The 22,646-nt window shown below is 42.7% G+C and carries 18 protein-coding genes and 1 other RNA gene; 6 read left to right on the top strand and 13 right to left on the bottom strand.

Annotated elements, in window-relative coordinates:
* Nucleotides 1–36: 36 nt before the first annotated feature.
* From gcvH to Q0779_RS11115, 5 genes are all read right to left on the bottom strand, one after another.
* Nucleotides 37–426: a glycine cleavage system protein GcvH gene (gcvH, locus tag Q0779_RS11135; RefSeq protein WP_298772611.1), complete on the bottom strand. Its 390-nt coding sequence runs from the start codon at nucleotides 424–426 to the stop codon at nucleotides 37–39.
* A 25-nt stretch (nucleotides 427–451) separates the two neighbouring features.
* Entirely contained in the window at nucleotides 452–1,546 is a 1,095-nt protein-coding gene (gene gcvT, locus Q0779_RS11130) for a glycine cleavage system aminomethyltransferase GcvT (RefSeq protein ID WP_298772610.1), read from the bottom strand.
* A gap of 394 nt (nucleotides 1,547–1,940) precedes the next feature.
* On the bottom strand, nucleotides 1,941–3,167 hold the full coding sequence (locus Q0779_RS11125) for an FAD-dependent oxidoreductase (RefSeq protein WP_298772609.1): 1,227 nt from the start codon (nucleotides 3,165–3,167) through the stop codon (nucleotides 1,941–1,943).
* 45 nt (nucleotides 3,168–3,212) lie between these two features.
* Nucleotides 3,213–4,442: a 2-octaprenyl-6-methoxyphenyl hydroxylase gene (gene ubiH, locus Q0779_RS11120; RefSeq protein WP_298772607.1), complete on the bottom strand. Its 1,230-nt coding sequence runs from the start codon at nucleotides 4,440–4,442 to the stop codon at nucleotides 3,213–3,215.
* An 11-nt stretch (nucleotides 4,443–4,453) separates the two neighbouring features.
* Nucleotides 4,454–5,026, bottom strand: coding sequence for a UPF0149 family protein (locus Q0779_RS11115; RefSeq protein ID WP_298772606.1), 573 nt, complete (start codon nucleotides 5,024–5,026; stop codon nucleotides 4,454–4,456).
* Nucleotides 5,027–5,564: 538 nt separating this feature from the next.
* Here Q0779_RS11115 and Q0779_RS11110 point away from each other — a divergent pair.
* The 3 genes from Q0779_RS11110 (at nucleotide 5,565) to Q0779_RS11100 (ending at nucleotide 6,840) form a co-directional block, all read left to right on the top strand.
* Nucleotides 5,565–5,873 (top strand): cell division protein ZapA, encoded by a 309-nt coding sequence (locus tag Q0779_RS11110; RefSeq protein WP_298772604.1) that lies wholly within the window; start codon nucleotides 5,565–5,567, stop codon nucleotides 5,871–5,873.
* A gap of 67 nt (nucleotides 5,874–5,940) precedes the next feature.
* Nucleotides 5,941–6,121: non-coding RNA, 6S RNA (ssrS, locus tag Q0779_RS11105), on the top strand.
* 77 nt (nucleotides 6,122–6,198) lie between these two features.
* A complete protein-coding gene (locus Q0779_RS11100) occupies nucleotides 6,199–6,840 on the top strand; it encodes a 5-formyltetrahydrofolate cyclo-ligase (protein ID WP_298772601.1) in 642 nt (213 codons plus the stop codon).
* Nucleotide 6,841: 1 nt separating this feature from the next.
* On the opposite strand, the gene Q0779_RS11095 is transcribed toward Q0779_RS11100, so the two are convergent.
* From Q0779_RS11095 to Q0779_RS11065, 7 genes are all read right to left on the bottom strand, one after another.
* Complete coding sequence (locus Q0779_RS11095) at nucleotides 6,842–8,005, bottom strand: hypothetical protein (protein WP_298772599.1); 1,164 nt, start codon at nucleotides 8,003–8,005, stop codon at nucleotides 6,842–6,844.
* 136 nt (nucleotides 8,006–8,141) lie between these two features.
* Nucleotides 8,142–9,326, bottom strand: coding sequence for a hypothetical protein (locus tag Q0779_RS11090; RefSeq protein WP_298772593.1), 1,185 nt, complete (start codon nucleotides 9,324–9,326; stop codon nucleotides 8,142–8,144).
* Between the two features lie 396 nt (nucleotides 9,327–9,722).
* Nucleotides 9,723–10,913, bottom strand: coding sequence for a hypothetical protein (locus tag Q0779_RS11085; protein ID WP_298772591.1), 1,191 nt, complete (start codon nucleotides 10,911–10,913; stop codon nucleotides 9,723–9,725).
* A 533-nt stretch (nucleotides 10,914–11,446) separates the two neighbouring features.
* Complete coding sequence (locus Q0779_RS11080) at nucleotides 11,447–12,661, bottom strand: hypothetical protein (protein ID WP_298772590.1); 1,215 nt, start codon at nucleotides 12,659–12,661, stop codon at nucleotides 11,447–11,449.
* A gap of 314 nt (nucleotides 12,662–12,975) precedes the next feature.
* Complete coding sequence (locus tag Q0779_RS11075; protein WP_298772623.1) at nucleotides 12,976–14,358, bottom strand: NAD(P)(+) transhydrogenase (Re/Si-specific) subunit beta; 1,383 nt, start codon at nucleotides 14,356–14,358, stop codon at nucleotides 12,976–12,978.
* 17 nt (nucleotides 14,359–14,375) lie between these two features.
* On the bottom strand, nucleotides 14,376–14,651 hold the full coding sequence (locus tag Q0779_RS11070) for an NAD(P) transhydrogenase subunit alpha (protein ID WP_298772587.1): 276 nt from the start codon (nucleotides 14,649–14,651) through the stop codon (nucleotides 14,376–14,378).
* 104 nt (nucleotides 14,652–14,755) lie between these two features.
* Nucleotides 14,756–15,976: a Re/Si-specific NAD(P)(+) transhydrogenase subunit alpha gene (locus Q0779_RS11065; protein WP_298772584.1), complete on the bottom strand. Its 1,221-nt coding sequence runs from the start codon at nucleotides 15,974–15,976 to the stop codon at nucleotides 14,756–14,758.
* 608 nt (nucleotides 15,977–16,584) lie between these two features.
* Between Q0779_RS11065 and Q0779_RS11060 the strand changes: the two genes are divergently transcribed.
* The 3 genes from Q0779_RS11060 to Q0779_RS11050 all read left to right on the top strand — a co-directional run bounded on the left by Q0779_RS11060 (nucleotide 16,585) and on the right by Q0779_RS11050 (nucleotide 21,126).
* Nucleotides 16,585–18,393, top strand: a complete 1,809-nt coding sequence (locus Q0779_RS11060; protein WP_298772580.1) for an assimilatory sulfite reductase (NADPH) flavoprotein subunit — start codon at nucleotides 16,585–16,587, stop codon at nucleotides 18,391–18,393.
* A gap of 158 nt (nucleotides 18,394–18,551) precedes the next feature.
* Nucleotides 18,552–20,279, top strand: a complete 1,728-nt coding sequence (gene cysI / locus Q0779_RS11055) for an assimilatory sulfite reductase (NADPH) hemoprotein subunit (RefSeq protein WP_298772622.1) — start codon at nucleotides 18,552–18,554, stop codon at nucleotides 20,277–20,279.
* Complete coding sequence (locus Q0779_RS11050) at nucleotides 20,272–21,126, top strand: phosphoadenylyl-sulfate reductase (RefSeq protein WP_298772578.1); 855 nt, start codon at nucleotides 20,272–20,274, stop codon at nucleotides 21,124–21,126. Before cysI ends, Q0779_RS11050 begins: the two co-directional genes overlap by 8 nt.
* 410 nt (nucleotides 21,127–21,536) lie before the next feature.
* Here the strand turns inward: Q0779_RS11050 and Q0779_RS11045 are convergent, their stop codons facing one another.
* A complete protein-coding gene (locus Q0779_RS11045) occupies nucleotides 21,537–22,115 on the bottom strand; it encodes a hypothetical protein (protein WP_298772576.1) in 579 nt (192 codons plus the stop codon).
* Nucleotides 22,116–22,646 lie beyond the last annotated feature (531 nt).

Here is a 22,646-nt window from a genome sequence, read left to right as displayed (position 1 = left end):
CTTAGGGTGAATGAGGATCGCGCCATAAGCATCACATTATTCATCATCGATGACGGCTTGATAATCGTCAGCATCGAGAAGATTATCTAGCTCAGTTTCATCCGATGGCATGATGCGGAAAAACCAGCCATCACCAAAGGCATCGCTGTTTACTAATTCTGGCGAGTCTTCTAATGTATCATTAACCGCTAAGACTTCACCGGATAAAGGCGCGTAGATATCAGAGGCGGCTTTGACCGATTCTGCCACGGCACAATCATCGCCAGCGCTGAGGATATCACCGACCTCAGGGAGTTCAACAAAGACCATATCACCTAATAACTCTTGTGCATGCTCACTGATCCCGACGGTATAGCTGCCATCTTCTTCTCTACGGATCCATTCGTGTGACGCGGTATAGCGAAGTTCAGTTGGGATGTTACTCATTGCGTTTGTTCCTTGTTCGATTAATTTAAAATGCTTGTTTACCATTACGGACAAAGCTTGGAGAGACGACGCTAACAGGGATGCGCTTTTTACGCATTTCGACTTGCGCCGTTTTTCCTATATGGCTTGGGACTCTTGCCATGGCAATAGAATAGCCTAAGGTGGGGGAAAATGTCCCACTGGTTATCAGACCTTCTTCTTCTATGCCTTGATCATTGGTAAAAAAGACTTTCATACCGTGGCGAATAACGCCTTTATCTGTCATCACCAAACCCACTAATTTCTCGTGGCCGTTTGCTTTGATGGTTTCCAGTGCTGAGCGGCCATTAAATTGTCTGTCCTTTGGCTCCCACGCGATGGTCCAGCCCATGTTGGCAGCAAGCGGATTAATGCTTTCATCCATGTCTAAACCATAGAGGTTCATGCCAGCTTCTAGACGTAATGTATCGCGAGCGCCTAAACCACAAGGCCTCACGCCCACATCGATTAAGGCTTGCCAAAGGGCTGGGGCTTGCTCTTGGGGTAAAATAATTTCAAAACCGGCTTCGCCTGTATAGCCTGTAGTAGCGATAAACAAAGGCCCTGTTTGCGCGGCGAAAAACATTTTCATGTCTGCAATGTCGCTATTTTGCTCATCAGTCAGCACTTGTGCGGTTTTGGCTTTAGCATTGGGACCTTGTACGGCGATCATGGCAAGCTCTGGACGTTCTTGAATGCTTACATCAAAGGGTTCTGCTTGGGCATTGATCCAATTGAGATCGTTTTCGCGGGTGGCTGAGTTGACGACAATACGATAATGGGTGTCAGATAAAAAATAAGTAATGAGGTCATCAATAACACCCCCTTCGTGATTGAGCATCCCGCCATAAAGGGCTTTACCGGGCTGGGTAAGTTTGGCGACATCATTTGCCAGTAATTGTCTTAAAAAGGGCTTGGCTTGCGTACCTGTGATGTCTACGACTGTCATATGTGACACATCAAACATACCCGCATTTTGACGGACTGCGTGATGTTCTTCTATTTGAGAGCCATAATTGAGCGGCATATCCCAGCCATGAAAATCCACCATTTTAGCTTTTGCCTCAAGGTGTTTTTGAAATAATACCGTTTTATTCGCCATGTTGACTCCCTTGTTGGGGTGGTGCTGTGGTCGTTGATACAATCCGCTCTTGAGCATCAAGGTTTTGATAAACCTTTGATCACCCAATGAGTGAGCCTGATATGACTGGGGCCTTGTTATTGATTGTTTTACTCGGCTTCAGTTATGCATCGATTTAAAAGAACAATATTTGAAAATAAAATTGAATTTCACAATAGTCAGTCAAAAATTGTTACTCAAACAGCGTGAATATTGAAATACGACAAAAGTATACCTTGAGGTTGGAAGGGAGATCACAAGGGTTTTTCTAATCTATGGTGAGTTCAGATTACTTTTTCTCATGTCAAAGGGAAAAATATTTGAGCATGAGAAAAAATAAAAGAGAGTGACTTTTTTATAACTAATTAATATTAAACTATTTAGTTTCTTTGTCGCTATGGGGTTGGCAATATCGAGGGAGATCGGGTTTATTTCCTAAGGCTTGTTGAATAAACAGTGTTTTTAATGGCGAAAAATGATCAACAAGGTTTAATCCAAAGGCACTAATGGCTTTTTTAATGGGGTTTTGTCCATTAAACAATCGCTTGAAGCCTTCCATTGCGGCGATCATCTCCATGGCATCGGCCTTACGCCAACGCTCTAAAGCGCGTAAGTTTTTATATTGACCAATATCTTTATGGTTTCGATGCAGCTTGCCAATTTCTTGGGCAATACTGGCGGCATCGAGAAACCCTAAATTAACGCCTTGTCCTGCTAGGGGGTGAATGGTGTGAGCGGCATCACCGGCAAGAATAAGGCGGTGACGAGCAAAATGACGGGCATAGCGCATACGAAGTGGAAAGGCTTGGCGTTCGCTTTCGAGCTGACACAAACCCAGTTTGGCATTAAATTGGGCCGTTAATGTGTGTTCAAACTCTTCTTTGTCACAACTCAGCAAATGGGAAGATTGTTCAGGGGGCAATGACCAGACAATCGAGCACAGATGTGGATCGCTTAAGGGTAAGAAGGCAAGTGGCCCTTTTGCGGTAAAAATTTGTCTGGCAGTTTTATCATTTGGCAGCTCGGTACGTATGGTCGCCACCAGACCATGGTGGCCATAATCCCAAAAACTCATGGGAATTTGGCAATGAGTCCGAACCCAAGAGTTAGCGCCATCGGCTGCAACCACGAGAGCCGCGCTTAAGTTCTCTCCATTATTCAAGCTTAACCAAGCTTCTCTTTCGCCAAACGCAATATTGTTCACTTGGGTGTTTTCCAAGTGATTCAGTGTGCTTAATTCTGCTGCGCTTTGACTCAGGGCATAGCTGATAGCATCGTTTTCGATAATGCTGCCCAAGTGGGGGATCCCTAAACTATGGGCATCGAAGTCGATTTTGCCTAAGCTGTTTTCACACCAGACATGCATTTTTTGATAATCACTCACACGAGAGAGCTGCGGCCAGGCGCCTAAATGCGTGAGTAAACGTTCACTGGCTTGGTTGATGGCGCTGACTCTTAGTTTAGGTGCACCTGTTACAGCCTGCACTTCACTGTTATCGATGAGCACGACTTTGAGTGATTCTTTGGCTAAACCAATGGCGGTGGCGAGTCCCACCATTCCTCCGCCAACAACAGCGACATCAAAGGTTTGGGTGCTTAACATGTAAAATCCTTAACAAAGTGACGACGAGATATTGGTACTGGCATACTAGTGCTTCCATCCCATGGCCGCTTTAGCGATGGGAAATTTGAGTGGAGGACACCAAGAAAGGAGTCTCAAGCCGAGATCTCGTCCCAGTACCAATGGCCAGTGTTGATTAGAAAAACTGCGCACCAATAATTCGATATAGCCTAATGTACTGTTTCTGTCTTGAATTCGACTGGCTAAATAGTCATGGGTGACTTGACTGATCCCTAAATCTTGTGTGGTCTGACAGGCCTTTTTAATAACCTTAACCACGGAGGCTACATCTCTTAGGCCTAAGTTAAATCCTTGTCCTGCGATAGGATGTAAGGTTTGTGCCGCATTGCCAATAAACAGGGTGCGATGAAAGATGGGCCGGGCCATACTCGATAGCATTAAGGGGTAGCTGCTGCGCTGGCCTACATCGATTAACTCTCCTGCGCGAAAGCCAAATGCGTTTTGTAATTCGGCAATAAAAACGGATTTCGGTGCCGTTAATAATCGGCTTGCTTCCTTATCGGATAAGGCCCAGACCAAGGATAATCTGTGTTGTCCCTGATGGGGGCTAAGGGGAAGCAAAGCTAAGGGGCCATGCTCGGTAAAGCGTTCATAAGCCCAATGTTGGTGAGGCTTGCGTGTATGAATGTTTGCCACAATGGCGGTTTGTTTAAAATCCACCTGTTTAAGGGGCAAGTTCATACTTTGACGCACTTTAGAATGAATGCCATCTGCGGCGATCACCAGTTGTGCCGTGATTCGACGACCATCATTTAAATGCAGCAATTGTTTGTCAGTATCAGTATCAATATGTTCAAGTGTAGCCGGACAAAAGAGGTTTACTTGGCTATTATCCAGTAATTCAAATAGTTTATGACCCACAAGATCCAATTCGACAACTTGCCCAAGATAGGGAACATGAAATTGGTTGCGATTAAGCTCAGTCATACCAAAATGGCCACGATCAGAGACATGGATATGATGAATGTCAGTCCCCAGGTGAGCAAGTTTTGGCCAAATACCCAGTTGGGTTAATTCAAAAATGGAGTGATGCGCAACGGCGATAGAACGGGCATCGAAACCGGGATGATCATTATTGGGACGTTGGGCTTCAATGAGGGCGATGTTAAGTGATTGCCCACTTTTAAATGATAATTGTGACAGCGCTAAGGCTAAAATGGCACCTGTCATGGCGCCACCCACAATGGCAATATCGACCTTGATGTTTTCAGGTAACGAAGGGTTTGTTTGGGTCATAGCATGCAAATTTAGTGTAAGGCTGGCTTTTCTTGTTCCGGATCGACTAAATCTGGCCCAAATTCGGAATAACACAGTAATGCGGCAATACGGGTAAATTCGAGTAATTCCACATAGGCAGCTTCAGATTCATCATCGTCAATGACATCTATCTCAACTTGTGCGATGTTAGCTAAATCTTGAATGACTTCTTGTACATCTTTAGAGGCTTTATTGAGCTTAGGCTGTATGATAGCCAAACCTGTTAAAAAGCTTTGTACCCATAACGATAAGGCTTCGACTCGCTCTGAAAGCGGCTCTTCTTCTTCAGGAAGAATGGGGCTAAAACCAAAGTCGGGATCTGACAGTCGTGTGACACTGTCTTGATACAGCTCGCTAATTAATTGCTGTAGATCTTGCGGTAAAGGTTGGCCGTCATTGATGAGTTCAAGGAGAGGCTGAACCCAGGCATCATTTTTTTGATTGATGCCACCACAAATGAGCCCAACTAAGGCACCGTGTACCTCAACGGCTTGCTGACCGATTTCGGCCGCTTGAAGTGCAGCATGTAAATTATCTATCTGAAAGAAAGGGGAGGTTGCCATATGGGGGGTCCTGTCGCTATATTTACTTAATATACCTAGTTTATGCTAGCAGAAGTGGGTGATTCGACCAAGGGGTGGTATCACAAACTTAAGCAAAACCATGACAAAATGCGTTTATTTATTCCATTGTTCAGGGGCTGTTGTTCTTTCGTGGTTAAATTATGTTCGAACTAAACGTGCTTTACTCGAGGCGTAGTGAGTGCAGCTTAGTCTTCTAAGCCCCTTTCTTTAATCAAGGAGGGCTACAACAAAGGGCTAAACACGTTTAGTGAATCCTATGGACAGCGTTTATGGTGCCTTTATACTGCGTTATCGCTTATTTATGTAGAATAACTACACAGCATAAGCTTAGCCTTGTCTAAAGACACCATAAATAGCTGCAGAAATAATCACCAAAGATCCACAGCCCCTAGACACAAGTGGTTATGTAAACAACAATTAATACAATACATGTGCTTTTAGTGTCGGTCTCGTGTTGCACTTTATGGATGAGACCGATATAGTCCGCACAAGTGATGATAAAAGGATCCTTCGCGACATGAGTAGCAAGGCTATCGACATTACCCTAATGGGGCGCACCTACTCTATTGCTTGTCCAGTTGGTCAAGAGGCAGCACTTAGACAGGTTTCGCAACATTTAGAAGCACAATTATCGACATTAAAAGCGAAAACCAATAGCCTTAGTCGTGAAGAAATTGCTATTATGGCAGCCTTAAATATCGGTTATGAATTGCTGGAAGAGCAGCAAAAAAGCCAAGATTACAATCAGCAAATTGATGAGAAAATCGGTTTGTTGCAATCAACAATAGAAGATGCGCTTGTTGAACGCTCTGCTAAACTTGATTAACCCTGCCTCGCAGGATGAAAGATAAGTTTATTTGCTGGTGCGATGCCGACAAATAAACGTAAAAATTTGCTCCCTGGGATACGCGCTAGCTGGTTATGTCCCTGTGCCGATACTTTTAAACCCAGGGTGAATGTTATACTGACATTGAGCAAGCTCGGCTCGTATCGAGAAGCCTTAGGAGGTATTCATTTACCCGCCTTGAACCTACGGTTCAAGGGCTACGCCGGTAACGGTATTCTGGGGAGCATCTTAATTTCTGCCAAGAACATTTTTAACTGACTATCTTCATTATTTTTCTCTGATTTTACCTTGGATTGGAGGTCAAATGGCTAAGTCTTTCCCTCCTGCTGAATGTGCCAGTGAGCTGCCTCATTTACTGCAAAAGCCTTATTCTTCCAGCGACATCAGAAAAGCCGTTCGATATAAACGCCGAGCAATACCTTCTGATCTTCAACACGCAATGAGTCTTAAGGCGAGTCAACTTATCTTATCGCAAGCTCCCATGCTAAAGGCGAAACATGTTGCACTTTATTTAAGTCAAGATGGTGAGTTGGACACGCAGCCCTTGATTGAAGCCTTGTGGAAAAAAGGCATTCAAACGTATTTACCGCGGCTACATCCTTTTTGTTCGGGGCATTTATTATTTTTGCATTTTCATGCTAACACCTCACTCGTGCCAAATCATTTTGGTATTTTAGAGCCACAGTTGCACGTCTTTGATGTGATGCCGATAGAAGCGATCGATGTGATGGTGACGCCATTGGTGGCCTTTGATGTTAACGGTCAACGGATAGGAATGGGGGGAGGCTATTATGATCGCACCTTAGCCAATTGGCGTGATGTTGGTAGCCCAGTGCCTATGGGCTACGCTCATGACTGTCAACAAGTTCATCCCATAGAAAGTCAACCTTGGGATATTCCTCTGCCTTATATCATCACGCCGACACAAGTGATGCTGAATCGTTAACTTAACTTCCACTCAATAGTGTGAAAGATTGGGTCGCGAGCACACCAATTGTCCAATCAACGCCTGTGCCGTTAATGACGACAACGGGATCAAAGGTTTGATAAGCATCGCTTAAATAGTAACTATCTTCCAATAATGCGCCCTGATAGGCAGCGCCCATACAATAATAGGGTAAATAACTGGTACTGACATCAGGGTAGTCGGCTTGGGCTTGGGTCCAAGTTAATTCGCAAAATATTTCAGCAGCATTTTGTAATGCTGCTAATGAATAGTCATTGGTTATTCCAAAAAATGCAGCCGAATTATAATAATTCGACAGTAAATCATAATCGGCAATATTCACTGCATTAGGTGTATTGACTGTGACTGTATCATCAATCATGGTTTTGGCTGCAATACGGCAATTGGCGTAGTTCCCTGTCGCGGTGTCAGTATAGCCGACGAGATTACATGCATCGATTGGAGAGAGGTCAGCGATAATGACATTTTGGCCTAAAGGGTAACTGTATCCTGTGACTGAATATTGGGTATTAGCGATGTTAATATTAACGTTAGGTGCGGTATTATCGATATAAGCGATTTGTGTTGAGGCACCACCGATTTCAGCTGAGCCTATTAAGGTACCTTGAAAAGTGTTTTCAAGATAATTAACGGCAGCCCAACCATAACTGGCTTCTTCTTCACCGGGAATGGTACGTACGTCTAATGTTGATTCATTTAATGGGATAGCGTTTGTGGCTAACCAATTTTTGATCCATGAGTCAATATAGGCATTTTTGATGGCTTGCTCACTTGTTGGTAAGGCGCGCATGCCTGCCGTGGAGTAAAATTGAATCCCGTTAAGTAAAGGATTGCTAGCATTGCGACCGTTAGCAATGGACAGTTGTGTAATGGTGTTCGCTAGCTCATCGTTAAAAATAGTACTTAAATAACTGTTAAGATCCGTATTATTGACATCGGCTACCCCAGGTTCCACTCTATTTTCTGTATTGGTGATGATGTCATATGGAAGGGCATTGAGTTCATCATATTGATACAAATAGAGTTTAGTTTTAGTGCTGCCTGCATCCAGTACTATTCGGTACTGGGTTTGGTTGTTGTTATCGTTACAAGCTGAAATTAAGAAGATGAATAATAGGTATTTTATTGTACGAAATGATTGCATTTTTCCCCCTGCTATTTTGTTTAAGATTGAACTAAGATTAGTTCAATCTTAGTTCAAGCAGGCGAGCAATGTGGTTCGATAGAATAAAAAGCCAATCGCGACTCAGAGAGTGATTTATGCCTATCAGTGGGGGGCGTTAATAGACTTCTTGATATTGTTTGGTGAGGATAACCCCCATGGGCCAAGTAATTTCTTGATGATTAAATTCATTCACCGGATTTAATTGTTGTGGTTCACTGATGTGATAATTGTAATGTAATAGTGTCGATTGGTAGGCGGCGCCCAAGCAATAATTGGCTAAGTACTTTTGGTTGACATTATGGTATTTGGCTTTAGCCGTTTCCCAGTCCAAGTTGCAAAATTTTTCTGCTTGGTTTTCTAGGGCATTTAATGAATAGTCATTTTCTATTCCAAAGAAGCGCGCCGTATAATAAAAATTAGACAACAAGTTATAGTGGGAGATATCGGTAGCATTTGGCACGGGAATATTTACTTGTTGACGAAGCAGTCTTTTGAGCTGTGCCTTACAACTAAAATAATCTCCATTAGAGGTCTTGGTATAGCCCGTTAAGAAGCAGGCATCAATTTTTGCTAACTTTTTAGCGACGACTTCCTGTCCTAGTGGGAACCCTTTACTGGTTAATGGGTATTGGTTGTTGCCGACAGTGACAGTGACATTGGTTAAATTGGGATCTAAATAAGTAATTTGGGAAGATATTGGGCCGAGTTTTGCCACGCCAGATAATGTGCCCTTAAAGTGATTTTCAGCGTAGTTGGTTGCAACCCAAGTATAGGCCCCTTCTTCAGTGCCTGACAGTGTCCTGCTTTCAATTTGTTGGGGGGTGACTTTGAGATCATAAGTGCGCACCCAGTTAGTGAGCCAGAGCGTAATGAAGGTATTTTTAGACTGACGTTCTTGGGGGGACAGTAAGCGCATGCCTTCGGTTGAATAAAATTGAATACGGGTCAATGGGGGAGAATGATTATTTGACTCAATCATTAACTGTTGTAATTTATGGGCAAGTGTCGGAGTGAACAGGGTATCAAGGTAATCACTAAGCTCGAGAATGGGGATATCCGCGATACCAGGATAATGGACTTGTTCATTGAGGGCTTGAATGCCCGTTGGTGTTTCGCTGTATTGAGAGTATTGATATAAAAAAAACTTTGTTTTGTCTTTCCCTGCATCAATCACAATCTGATATTGTGTTGTATCGTCATTTTTTTCTTTTAGCTGGGCTGAACCGACTGCCCGAACATTTGAGTACGCTCCAATAAAGAGTAAGCTTAATGCGATGGCGATAAATTTTATATATTGCATTCACTCTTGTTCCGTTGGATTGATTATTATTCCTGAAAGACTAACATCCACTGTGTGGTTATTGCTTAATCTCACCTGATAATGTGTGTAAAGTTAACGCGTTAAGTATTTTTTTGTGTCTGTTTGTCTGTTTGATGTCTCATGTGCGTATCGTCATTGCTCATATTCATTGGCTTTCCTTATTAATAATGCGTTAGATTTTATAGCGCTCAATAAGTGTTCTAGCTGCATAATATTCGAAAATATTTATTCTAAATATGGGGTTAACACCTGACTTAATTATAATTAGATTAGCAATAAGTCGTATGAGTTGATGAAAAAGAGAGGAAGGGAATGGTGTCGAATGAGGAAAAAGAGTAAAGACAGGTGTATTGACCTGTCTTTAAAAATGGTTTTTTATTCTTGATATTTTTGAGTGAGCAGTAGCCCCATAGGCCAAGAAATCTTGGTGTTATTCACCTTTTGTATTGGGTGAAACCTATGTTTATCATTTAAATGGTAATTATCTTCTAGTAAGGCACCTTGAAATGCCGCCATCATACAGTAAGTTTCCATTTCTTCAGGATCGTAATGACTATAGTTTTCTTTGGCTGTGTCCCACTCCGTACTGCAAAAAGTATCGGCTTTTTCTTGTAAATTCTTAAAGGAGTAGTTGGTTTTTACATCAAAGAAGTGGGCATGATAGTAAAAACCTGCAAATAAACCAAATTCATTAACATATTGATTGCCTTGGTAGGTTTCGCCTATTTTGTGACTAATAAAGGTTTTGGCGGCTTCACGACATAAAGTGTAGTCACCTCTGGCTGTATCGCTATAACCCAGTAAATGACATTCATTGGTATTTTTCAGCGCCGCTTGCACCACATTACGCCCTAAAGGGTAGCTTTGGCTATAAATGGGGTAGTCTTTACCGCCAATAGTCATGTTGGCATTATTGAGGTTTTTATCTTGGTAAGCAATTTGTGTTGAGGCGCCACCGAATTCTAATATGCCATCGAGATCGCTTTTAAATTGGTGATTAATATAATTATAAGCTGCCCAAGAATAAGCGCCTTCTTCTTTACCAGAAATGGTTTTGACATCAATTTTATCAGTTAAGTGAACACTTTTATCCTTTGCCCATTTTGTTAGCCAAGTAGTGATAGCCGTATTTTTCTCGGCACGCTCACTGTAACTTAAATTGCGCATGCCAGCAGTCGAATAAAACTGGATCCCTTGGATGAGTTTGGGCATGGCATTATTGTTTTTTTTAGAGGCCTGTTTGATTTTTTCAAGCAGATCATCATTAAACATTTTGCTTAAATAAGTCGGTATTTGGGTGGTTGCTATGTCAGCTATTCCTGGGCTTTGAGTCACAAAGTTGATAATATCAATATTGGTCGCCAGCTCCTTGTTTTCGCTCTTGTACTCATAAAAGTAAAGTGACGTTTTAGAGCTGCCCGCATCGACAATAATGTGGTGATGTAGGTTTTCTGCTTGTTCGTTTTTATTGCCTTTTGACCCTTTTCCATGAGCATCGTTTAATGCCCCATCACAACCGAGTAATAAAAAAGGCAATAACAATAAACTGTAAACTTGTAAACGCATTTGCTGCTAAATTCCATTAAGTGGATAAAAATGAAGCGGGAGCCTAGCACAGGCCATTCATAAATGATGTTTGCCATGTTTAAAGTGTGTTTAAACGAATGTTTTGACTAAAGAATGGTGTATTTCTTTGCGACATTCGTCGCATTTGATATTGTTAATCGATTGGTTAAGTGGTATTGGGGTTATGAGGCTGAAAGTGCACATTAAATGAATGCATGCATGTTCAAGTCTCATTTCCTGAACATGCATCTTTGGTTGTATTATACCCGTGATACTTGAAGATGCAGGATTCAGCTGGAATAAAAAGCCTTTTAGACAAGGCTTTGAACAGCGTGCCTAGTGATTCTAAGCTGGTGTTCAGTAACGCAGCATAAAAGGCTTTTAAACCAGCCCCTTGGGAGTCTGTAAAATCACCTACTTCTGCGTTGCATCACCTTAAAAGGCAATAAGCATTCCTGCAATAATACGCCTTGAATTAGGCACTTTTACAGGCTCTGAAAACATGCATCTTCAAGTATCACGGGTATAAGTGATTATTGTTGTGTGTTTGGCTGGTTTATACGGGCGACGTAGTCACTTCTTTGTTGGTAATCTTGTGTGAGCAATACACCCACTGGCCATGATACTTCTAATGTGCTTGACTCATTGATAGGGGTAAATTTTTGCTTATCGGTTAGGTGGTAACCTTCATCCAATATGGCAGTTTGATAAGCCGCTGCCATACAATAATTGGCTAAATAAGCTTTATTGACTTCACTGTATTGGGTTTGAGCACTTTGCCAGCTAAGGCTGCAAAATTGAGAAGCTTTAGAGGCTAATTGACTTAAAGAGTATTGGCTTTCAAGATCAAAAAATTGTGCCGTGTAGTAAAAGTTTGACAGCAGTCCATAGTTATGGATATTGGCGGCATGCCTTAAGGTTAATTTTGGTTCTTTCTCAATGAGTTTTACGGCTTGATGATGGCACATGGCAAAATTGCCTTTGGCTGTGTCATTGCTACCGCTAAGTTGGCAGACATCCAGTTTTGACAGTTTTTTGGCGATCAGATCTTGGCCTAGCATATGGCTCTCACTGCTAAGGGCATAGCTTTTTCCTCCAACACTAATGGTAATATTATTGTGTTGTTGATCGAGAAAGGTGATTTGCATGGATGCGCCGCCAAGCTCTACAATCCCGCTGGTTTGGCGAGTAAAATTATCTTCTACATAGTTAAAGGCTGCCCAAGCGTAAGCCCCTTCTTCTGCACCGGAAATGGTACGAACATCTAAATTTTCATCATCAAATTCAATGTGATTATTGACGAGCCATTGGGCTATCCATTCACTTACGGCTTGATTTTTGGCTTGACGGTCGGCATTTGAAATTAAACGCATACCCGCTGTGGAGTAAACCTGAATTTGTTCGAGCAAACTGTTGGCGGCATCTCCTTGCTCTGTGTGGGATAATTGCTGTAATTGTGATGCCAGTTCTTTTGTAAAAAGCCCGCTTAAGTAATCATTTATTTCATTTAATGGAATGGCCGCTAATCCTGGGGTTTGTTTTTTTTCTAGCAAGGTTTCAATATGTTGAGGGGCTTGTTTACCTTGAGTGTCATATTGATAGAAATAGAGCTTCGTTTTACTGCTACCCGCATCCAATACGATTCGGTGGTGGTTTAAGGGCTCATCCGTTTTTGGGCTGGGATAAAAACTACAGGCTTGTAATGTAAGCAGACTCGCGATGAGCACAGAGAATGTTGTCTTGGTCATGAAAAACAGAATCTTTTGATAATGAAAATAAATGCGCACCCTAGCATAGGGCTTTGATTACGCAAACATTGAGTATTGAATATTAAATTAATGCATTTTTTCAGTGGGTTATTTGTAGTTAAAGCGTTTTATATGTTTTTATTTTTTATCTTTAATGTTGGTAATTATTGAGGTTTTGTTGTTTTTTTTGAGGGGTTTATCAAAGGATTTGATGACTGGAATGAGTTGGATAAGCATTACTTTTCATCGTAAGGGATTTTGGAATGTGTAACAGGCTCGCAGGAAGCGAGCCTGTTCAATGGTGTGAGTTTTTACTAATCTGCTTCTTTGAGGCTTTGGGTCAATTCGACAATGGCTTTTTTACCGTCTCCAAATAACATTAAGGCATTATCCATCGCAAATAAGGGGTTAGGTAAGCCTGCAAATCCTGGGCTGAGAGAACGTTTTACTATTACAACGCTACGGGCCTTATCCACATTGAGGATCGGCATGCCGTAAATGGGACTGCCTTTATCTTCCCGAGCCATGGGGTTAGTGACATCATTAGCGCCAATAACGATGGCGACATCCGTTTGTTCAAATTGAGGGTTAATTTCATCCATTTCAATAAGTTGTTCATAAGGGACTTCAGCCTCAGCCAATAAGACATTCATGTGCCCGGGCATGCGTCCTGCAACAGGGTGAATGGCATAGAGGACTTGTGTACCGCGTTCTTCTAGAATGTTGGCTAAATCACGTACTGCATGCTGCGCTTGTGCCATGGCAAGGCCGTAGCCAGGTACCACAATGACTCGCTCGGCAGTTTCTAACATCATGGCAATTTCTTCTGGTGACGAGGACTTGACTTTTCCGGCATAGATTTCATCAGCATCTATGGTTTCGCCGCCTTCTGCCATCACGCCAAAAAGCACATTAAATAAAGAACGGTTCATGGCCCTGCACATGATTTGTGTCAAAATTATTCCAGATGCACCCACCAAAGCCCCAGATACGATCAATACCGTGTTACCTGTAATAAAACCTGTTGTTGCGGCTGCAATACCCGAATAAGAATTGAGTAAAGCGATGACCACAGGCATGTCGGCGCCGCCGATGGGTAAGACTAATAAGAGTCCAAGCACTAAGGTAATGGCGATCAGCAGATAAATGAGCGTTGAATCGTTAGGGTTATTGACAATCATGATGGATAAAATGATCGCTGCTAAGAGTAAGATACCGTTGAGTAATTTATTGGCTGGTATGGCAATGGGGTTACTCGAAATCAGCTCTTGTAGTTTGGCAAAGGCGACAAAGGAACCCGATAAGGTCACGCTACCAATAATGATAGTCGCAGCGATAGAAATTAAGGCTATCGTGTGGGTGGCTGATTGTGGATCTAAAAAATTGGCCAGCGCAATTAATAAGGATGCACCTCCGCCAAATCCGTTTAACATGGCAACTAATTGGGGCATTGCCGTGACTTGGATCTTAGTGGCTAAGGTTGCGCCAATGGCACCGCCAATAATAATTCCAGCAATGATCCATTGATAACTTAAAATACTTTGATCAAATAAGGTGACAATAACGGCAATAAACATGCCCAACGAAGAGAGCTGATTGCCTTTTACAGCGGTGCGGGGTTTAGTGAGGCCTTTAATGCCTAAAATAAATAATACTGCCGCGACTAAGTAAGCGAGGTAGATAATGCTGGTACTCATCATAATGAAAGCTTTCCTTATTTACGTTTAAACATGGCAAGCATGCGATTGGTGACCATGTAACCGCCGACAACATTAATCGTGGCCAGTACGACAGCGATGAAACCAAAAATGTTGACCCATATTCCTGCACCTGAGCCTGCCGAGAGTAAGGCGCCTACTAAGGTGATCCCTGAAATGGCATTTGACCCTGACATTAACGGTGTATGTAAGGTGGGGGGCACTTTAGTGATAAGCTCAACACCGAGAAAAATGGCGACAACGAATACGGTTAATAACAATAAAATATCCATTAGAATGCACCTTGATTATTGATGATGATTTCGAATTTAAGAAAAGTGGCGACAACGACGAATACAGTGACGAGTAACAATAAAATATCCATTAGTGTCTCTCCTTAATTAGACGTGGTGTCATTAGGTGTAGTGTTGTTTTCAAGATGATTGGCTTTATCATTACTGGGTGTGGTGCGAGGCGGAAGTTTAAGGACATCCCGTAGCCTTGGACTAATAATGTCACCTTGATGCGCTACTAAGGTGTCTCTGATAATCTCATCTTCAAGATCAAGCGTCAGTACACCTTCTTTGTCTATCATCAGATTGAGTAAATGCTCAATGTTAGTACCGAACATTTGGCTGGCATGGGTGGCAGCGAGACTGGCAATATTACTGGGGCCTAGAATGGTGACGCCTTTATGTTTGACTTCTTTATTGAGTTTTGTGAGTTCACAATTGCCACCGGTTTCTGCAGCCAAGTCGACAATAATGCTGCCATTTTTCATGCTGTTGACCATGTCCTTAGTGATCAATATGGGAGCGGTACGTCCAGGAATAGCGGCTGTTGTGATAATGATATCTTGCTGAGCCAGTACATTGGCCATGGCTTGTTGCTGACGTTTTAAAAAGTCATCACTTTGCTCCGCCGCATAGCCGCCCTTGGTTTCGGTATTGTCGGTTTCAAGATCGAGCTCAACGGGTTTCGCACCCACAGAAATGATCTGTTCTCGAGCGGCTGGGCGAATGTCATAAGCTTCCACCACGGCACCTAAACGTTTAGCGGTGGCACAAGCTTGTAGTCCGGCAACACCTACTCCCATGATGAGTGCGCGGCTGGGTTTGAGTGTACCGGCTGCTGTCATCATCATAGGGAATAAACGTGGCGCTTTATAAGCGGCTAAGAGCACGGCCTTGTAACCGGCAATGGTGGCCATGGATGATAAGACGTCCATGCTTTGTGCGCGAGTGATCCTAGGCACCAGTTCCAGCGCAATGGCACTGGCTCCAATACTGGTAAGGGTTTGTGCGTGTTCCGGGTGAGCGAGGGGATCCATCATACCAATTAATAGTTGTTGGTTATTGAGTTGGTTTTTTAGCTCGTCCAGCGGTGCCCCTTTTGCATTCACCACGATAATAATATCTGCTTGAGTGAGTATCGTGTGTTTATCGTGAATACTGGCACCCGCATTTTCATAGTCTTCATCAACAAAACCTGCCTGGTTTCCCGCGTTCGATTCAATCATTATTTCGAGGTTTTTCTTTATTAGACGTGCCACGTTTGCAGGAATGAGTGCGACGCGTTTTTCGTCAAAATGATGTTCTTTCAATAGGCCTATTTTCAAAAGGATCACCTGTGCGTGAAAAGTTAAGAGTTAGAAATTAAGGAATATAAGATGCTCCTTAATCCATTTTTTATTCTTTATCAGCGGCTTGGCACTGAGCCGATTAACGAAAACCACAACAATGAGCACGAGGTTGAGTGCGTTCACTTCGACTGAGTGTTGTGAATAGAAATTCACTTTATAATAAATTCAATGTGATACACCTTCCTTGTTATCTTTCCAGTCAATCGTAATGTCTATCATTTAGGTATGATTATTGTTCGCTATAGTGGCAAGAGTATCTGGTCCTTGATAAAGGCCCAGATTGTGTCGCACTTTTATGTTCGCCTTTTCGAAGGGGTGGCTTCAGGTGGCGTTGGTATTATTTCGAATAGACAAGAGTGATATTTTTATCAGTATTCTTGTATAAAGCACAAACAAAAAAGAGCAAAAACTTGACTCATATCACCTTGCAATGGCGAGGTGTTTTTTTATTCGTTGTTATGTTGTAGCTTAATTTTTGCGCTTTGTATATTCCAAAAAGGAATTAAAAATCAACTTTTATTCTTTTTTACTTTGGAGCGCAACGGCTAAGCTATTCGACATTAAACTGATCTAGGGCCGTTTTCATGTTGTTAAAAGAGCTTTCATCACTGACTTCTCCGTTGTCGGAAGCACAAACCGAGAAATTAAAGCAACTCACGTCTGAATTGAATGCCGTTCAGCTCGCGTGGGTGAGTGGGTATCTATCTGCTACGGCAGAGCAAGGAGCACAAGGGCAATCTGGAGTGGCACTCAGCGCTGAAAGTCAGCCAGCTCAAACCGTTACTGTTCTTTATGGTAGTCAAACGGGTAATGGTCGTGGTGTGGCGTCTGAATTAGCCGCTAAAGCGCAAGCATTAGGCTACGGAGTTAATTTAGTGTCGATGGGCGATTACAAAGTCCGTCAGCTCAAGCAAGAAACCTTATTATTGGCTGTTGTGAGTACCCATGGTGAAGGTGATGCACCGGATGATGCCATTGAACTGCATAAATTTTTGTCGTCTAAACGCGCCCCTAAATTAGATAATTTACATTTTTCTGTGTTGGCGCTGGGGGATTCAAGTTATGAATTTTTCTGCCAAACTGGTAAAGATTTTGATGAGAAGTTTACCTCGCTTGGCGCCAAAGCATTATTGCCTATTGTAGAATGCGATGTGGATTATGAAGCGGCCGCTGAGCAATGGCAAACAGAAGTGTTAGAAGCGGTTAAACCCTTTATTCAAAATGATAGCTCTGCCAGTGTCGTGCCTTTTGTTGGTGGCAGTGCCATCAGTGTGGCTGAAAGTGGTTTTACTAAGCAAAAGCCCTTTACCGCAGAAGTGTTAGTCAGTCAAAAGCTGACAGGACGTGATTCCGACCGTGATGTGCGTCATGTTGAAATTGAACTGGGTGAGTCAGGTATTCAATACCAAGCGGGCGATGCCTTAGGTGTCTGGTTTACTAATAACGAGAACTTAGTCGATGACATCTTAGCAAAACTATCGCTGGATGCTGATGAAAACGTGACGTTAGCTGACAAGGCGTTAACCCTAAAGCAAGCCTTGATAGACAATAAAGAGCTCACGCAGCTGAACCCCAATACTGTCAAAGCATGGGCAGCGTTAAGCCAGAATGCGACCTTATTGACTTTGTGTGAAGATAAAGCGCAGCTTCGTCAATATGTGATTAATCATCAAGTGATTGATCTGATCAGTCAGTATCCTGCTACTGTGACGGCTGCTCAGTTTGTTGACTTACTCCGTGGGATCACGCCGCGCTTATATTCAATTGCTTCCAGTCAAAGTGAAGTAGAAAGCGAAGTGCATTTAACGGTGGCGCTGGTGGAAGAAGAGCATGACGGTGAAGCCCGTTTTGGTGGCGCTTCTCAGTTTTTAGCCTCAGCAACAGAAGGCACTCAAGTGAAGGTCTATGTTGAGCCGAATAATCATTTCCGTTTACCGAGTAACCCAGACACACCTGTGATTATGATAGGTCCAGGTACTGGGGTCGCGCCGTTTAGAGCCTTCATGCAAGAGCGAGCGGCTCAAGGGGTGTCGAGTAATAGCTGGCTCTTTTTTGGTAACCCTCATTTCGAGCAAGATTTTTTATATCAAGTGGAATGGCAGCAATACCTGAAAGCGGGTGAATTAACGCGCTTAGATTTAGCCTTTTCTCGTGATCAGGCCCATAAAGTCTATGTACAAGATAAAATTGCTGAGCAAGGTGCCGATTTATGGCAATGGCTTAATGAAGGTGCGCACTTGTACATTTGTGGTGATGCAGAGCGAATGGCTAAAGATGTTCATCAAGCCCTCATAGAAGTGGCGATGACTCACGGCGAGCTCAATCTTGAGCAAGCGAATGCTTATTTTGAGACCTTGCGCACTGACAAGCGTTACCAAAAAGATGTTTACTGATCCGCTTTTATACAATGTGAGTGCCTAGTCGATATGCATGTTAGGCAGCGCTAAATTGTAACGTAACGCATAAGAACGCATATAAAGATGGCTGTGACATTGAGCGCAGCCCGAATAAATTCAAGAGTGAGGCGATAGCCATGAGCGATGAGAAGAGCATGAGTGATAAAAAGAGCTTGCAAAAGACGGCAACAAAGGATCAAAAGTTAGCGGTTAATGAGTATTTAAAAACAGACAGTGATTATTTACGCGGTACCATTAAACAAGGATTAGGGACAGCAGTTACAGGCTCTTTTAGTGACGGCGATCAGCAGCTCATTAAATTTCATGGCTTCTATCAGCAAGATGATCGTGATTTACGTAATGAACGTAAAGAACAAAAACTCGAACCATTATACAGCTTCATGCTACGTGCTCGTGTACCAGGCGGTGTGTGTACGACACGTCAATGGTTAGGTGTGGATAAAATTGCATCAGAGTTGACCAGCTCAAACAGTATTCGTTTAACCACAAGACAAACGTTTCAGTATCACGGTATTCCAAAGCGTAATTTGAAAACCATTATTCGTGATTTAGACCGTGAAGCCCTCGATTCTATCGCCGCTTGTGGTGACGTGAACCGTAACGTGATGTGTAATCCAAACCCAGTAGAGTCGAAGTTACACGCTCAGGCTTATGAATGGGCTAAAAAGCTATCGGATAACATGCTGCCACACACCAAAGCTTATGCTGAGATTTGGTTAGATGATGAAAAGCTTGTTACCACTAAAGATGATGCTGAGCCTGTATACGGTGAAACCTACTTGCCGCGTAAGTTTAAGATGGCCGTGGCCGTACCGCCTGACAATGACGTGGATGTGTACACCAATGATTTAGGTTTTGTGGCTGTTGCCGAAGAGGGCGAGCTTGTGGGCTTTAACTTAGTGGCAGGTGGCGGCATGGGATCGACCCATGGTGAGGTGGAAACCTTCCCACGTCTTGCCGACGACTTTGGTTTTATTAAGCTTGAGAATACCTTGAAATTTGCCGAAGCGGTCATGACAGTCCAACGTGACTGGGGTAATCGAGTTAACCGTAAGCGTGCCCGTTTGAAATACACCATTGTCGATCATGGCTATGAAGCGTTTAAAGCCGAGCTTGAGAAACGTGTGGGTGTGGCTTTTGAGCCAAAGCGTGATGTGGTCATTGGCGATCGCGGCGATCGTTATGGTTGGATAAAAGGCGTGGAAAATGACTGGCACTTAACCTTATTCATTGAAGGTGGCCGCATTAAAGACATGCCCGGTGAGCCATTGCAAACTGGTATGCGAGAAATCGCTAAAGTCCATAAAGGCGACTTTAGAATGACCTCTAACCAGAATGTCATTATTGCGGGTGTGCATGAAGACGATAAAGCCCAAATTGAAGATTTGGCCCGTCAGCATGGCTTAATGGGAAGGCTCATCAGTGAAACCCGTGGCCATTCTATTGCCTGTGTGGCATTGCCGACTTGCGCCTTAGCCATGGCCGAAGCTGAGCGTTATTTCCCCGACTTTTTAAGCAAAGTGGAAAGCTTACAAGATAAACATGGCTTTTTAGATCAAGCCATCGTTATTCGTATGACAGGTTGCCCCAATGGCTGTGCCCGTCCGTTTGCCGCTGAAATTGGGTTAGTGGGTAAGGCGCCTGGGCGCTATAACTTGTATTTAGGGGCCAGTTTTGAAGGGACCCGATTGAACAAATTACACAAAGAGAATATTCAAGAAGCTGAAATCATGGCGGAATTGGATAGCTTGTTTGGCCGTTACGCGGCTGAGAAAGAAGCAGGCGAAACCTTTGGTAATTTCACTGTTCGAGTCGGGGTGGTTAAAGCCGTTCATGATGCAGCAAAGGAATTCCATGGCTGAGAGTATTAGCAACGAGACTATTAGCAACGAGACTATTAGCAATAGTATTAGCAATAGCATTGAGCAGAGTCTAGATCAGAGTCTTGATCAGAGCCTAGACAATAGCCCTGTGACTAAAAATGAGCTAACGGCATTACTTGACTCACCTAAAGTTGAGCAAACAGCGGTGCTTGAGCGGGTTAATGCCTATTTAGCTCAGTTAAGCGCAGAGCAGCGCGTCGCATGGGCGTTGGCCTTTTTGCCTAGCACTCATGCATTATCGTCCAGCTTTGGTATTCAGTCGGCGGTGATGCTGCATTTGGTGAGCCGTCAACAAGCCGATATTCCGGTTATTTTGACGGACACTCAGCATTTATTTACTGAAACCTATCGTTTTATCGATGAAATGACTGAACGCCTGAAGCTGAATTTGAAAACCTATACCGCGCCTTATAGCGCGGCATGGCAACAGGCTCGCTATGGTAATTTATGGGAGCAAGGACTCGATGGTCTTGATCGTTATAACAAGATCAATAAAGTGGAGCCCATGCAGCAAGCCATGAAAGACTTACAAGTGGGCACTTGGTTTGCCGGACTTCGCCACAGTCAGTCCAGCACACGTGAAGCTTTGCCCATTTTAGCTATCACAGGAGGCCGTTATAAAATATTGCCCATCATAGAATGGAGTAATAAGGACGTGCATGAGTATTTAACTCAGCACGAACTCCCTTATCATCCGCTTTGGGAGCAAGGTTATGTGTCGGTGGGCGATACCCATTCGAGCAAGCCGCTTGAGTTAGGTATGAGCGAGGAAGAGACTCGTTTTAATGGGCTTAAGCGTGAATGTGGTTTGCACTACGACATTTAGTTTTTGTGCTAGAGGGTTAGCGCAAAAGTTAAAATGACTAACTTGCCATAACAACTCGTTACCAGAGAGTATGCTTTAAATTATCACTTCATTGTTGTTAATTGCCTGCCGCAGGCTTCTGTGCAGGCACTTTTATGACACGCTATGAACCCATCCCTGGGAGCTCTACGAAAAAATCCTTTTTTTCGAAGGTCATAACTGCGCCTACACTGGATTTTAAAAGCAAAGCCGTGGAGTAAACTCCGCGGCGACTCTTATCAACAAAGAATTAATGGCTTTCTTGTCTAAGTACTGTATATAAGTCGACGTCAGCGACGCTATAAATAATTGTATGATTATAAATAGAAGTTAGTGAGAACCAGCCCGAACGGCGATTGAATGCATACCAGCCCCAACGGCGACTGAGTGTGTTACTCCTCTGTATTCCAGCATTCATTAGTTAAGCATCTAATTTGATAATCAATTAATAAATTATTGTTGAGTTTATAGCTAGCTGTTAGTCCCGCAATATCGTCATCAGTAATGGTTTTTTTATTCAGTGTTGATGTTGTTTCTTGAATAAGATTCAGATAATAATTCACTTCATCGACCTCATTTATCTTATTATATTTCTGATTGTTATAGACCGATAAGATAATGGCAGCTTCGTTTGTGCTGATGTCATTTCCCATGATTGAAGAGGTTAAGTGTATTTCACCAGTTGCATAATAGTTCCAGTATCCATACATTTGAGTCATAAGTTCAAAACGTAATGCTTCCGCATCTCCCTCACTGGATGCAGTGATTGAGACTGACTGTGCCTTGTTAGATAATTGTCTTAACGTGTTATTTGCATCTTTAATATTATTCAGTACGACTTCAGGATCGACTAGTTTAGTTGAAATCATTGAGGGGGTAATAAGATCTGAGTTTGCTGTATTGTCTGTTGCGGCATAAGCTGCACTGCTAATAATGAATAAACAATAGGTAATATGTTTAAAAATAGTCATGAATAACCCTTATATTAAGAAAGAAGAGGCAAGAAGCCATTAACTTTTGATGTAAAGATTTTATTGATACAAAGTGCGTATTTGGCCAATTAGGAGTGTTTATTTTCCAAAGAAACTGACGTTTATACCCTGCTTGTTATCTTTATGTATTGAAAATCCATCTATTTACTTTATTTTTTGATTTGTATTCCTCTAAAGTGTTTAAGTTTTGTCAGTTTAGATTAAATAAAGTTAATCTAAATAAGGTCTTTACCTGAGATGTTCACTGCCGCAGGCTTATGTGCAGATACCTCTGTGAGACACTGTAAAGTATCTGATCTGCATGAATAGTAGGGAATGTCTTAAATTGTTGGGAACAATTTTGGCCATGAGCGGCTTTGCGGTTTCAAATGGCATCCTTGCCTAAGTGCCAGCCAAATAAAATACATCCGTATATAAAAGCCAGCTTAACATCCCTGTTTCCCGTTCATTGACTCATGGCGTGGCCATATTCACCCTGTTTGTCGCTCATAGCAGCCATTTTATGGCTTT

Source organism: uncultured Shewanella sp. (assembly GCF_947491715.1).
GTDB lineage: Bacteria > Pseudomonadota > Gammaproteobacteria > Enterobacterales > Shewanellaceae > Shewanella.
This window is presented reverse-complemented; position numbering and strand designations above follow the sequence as displayed.

Bases quoted from the DNA above. Each gene is read 5' to 3' on its own strand.
- gcvH (WP_298772611.1), bottom strand. From the start codon at position 426: ATGAGTAACATCCCAACTGAACTTCGCTATACCGCGTCACACGAATGG.
- gcvT (WP_298772610.1), bottom strand. From the start codon at position 1,546: ATGGCGAATAAAACGGTATTATTTCAAAAACACCTTGAGGCAAAAGCT.
- Q0779_RS11125 (WP_298772609.1), bottom strand. From the start codon at position 3,167: ATGTTAAGCACCCAAACCTTTGATGTCGCTGTTGTTGGCGGAGGAATG.
- ubiH (WP_298772607.1), bottom strand. From the start codon at position 4,442: ATGACCCAAACAAACCCTTCGTTACCTGAAAACATCAAGGTCGATATT.
- Q0779_RS11115 (WP_298772606.1), bottom strand. From the start codon at position 5,026: ATGGCAACCTCCCCTTTCTTTCAGATAGATAATTTACATGCTGCACTT.
- Q0779_RS11110 (WP_298772604.1), top strand. From the start codon at position 5,565: ATGAGTAGCAAGGCTATCGACATTACCCTAATGGGGCGCACCTACTCT.
- Q0779_RS11100 (WP_298772601.1), top strand. From the start codon at position 6,199: ATGGCTAAGTCTTTCCCTCCTGCTGAATGTGCCAGTGAGCTGCCTCAT.
- Q0779_RS11095 (WP_298772599.1), bottom strand. From the start codon at position 8,005: ATGCAATCATTTCGTACAATAAAATACCTATTATTCATCTTCTTAATT.
- Q0779_RS11090 (WP_298772593.1), bottom strand. From the start codon at position 9,326: ATGCAATATATAAAATTTATCGCCATCGCATTAAGCTTACTCTTTATT.
- Q0779_RS11085 (WP_298772591.1), bottom strand. From the start codon at position 10,913: ATGCGTTTACAAGTTTACAGTTTATTGTTATTGCCTTTTTTATTACTC.
- Q0779_RS11080 (WP_298772590.1), bottom strand. From the start codon at position 12,661: ATGACCAAGACAACATTCTCTGTGCTCATCGCGAGTCTGCTTACATTA.
- Q0779_RS11075 (WP_298772623.1), bottom strand. From the start codon at position 14,358: ATGAGTACCAGCATTATCTACCTCGCTTACTTAGTCGCGGCAGTATTA.
- Q0779_RS11070 (WP_298772587.1), bottom strand. From the start codon at position 14,651: ATGGATATTTTATTGTTATTAACCGTATTCGTTGTCGCCATTTTTCTC.
- Q0779_RS11060 (WP_298772580.1), top strand. From the start codon at position 16,585: ATGTTGTTAAAAGAGCTTTCATCACTGACTTCTCCGTTGTCGGAAGCA.
- cysI (WP_298772622.1), top strand. From the start codon at position 18,552: ATGAGTGATAAAAAGAGCTTGCAAAAGACGGCAACAAAGGATCAAAAG.
- Q0779_RS11050 (WP_298772578.1), top strand. From the start codon at position 20,272: ATGGCTGAGAGTATTAGCAACGAGACTATTAGCAACGAGACTATTAGC.
- Q0779_RS11045 (WP_298772576.1), bottom strand. From the start codon at position 22,115: ATGACTATTTTTAAACATATTACCTATTGTTTATTCATTATTAGCAGT.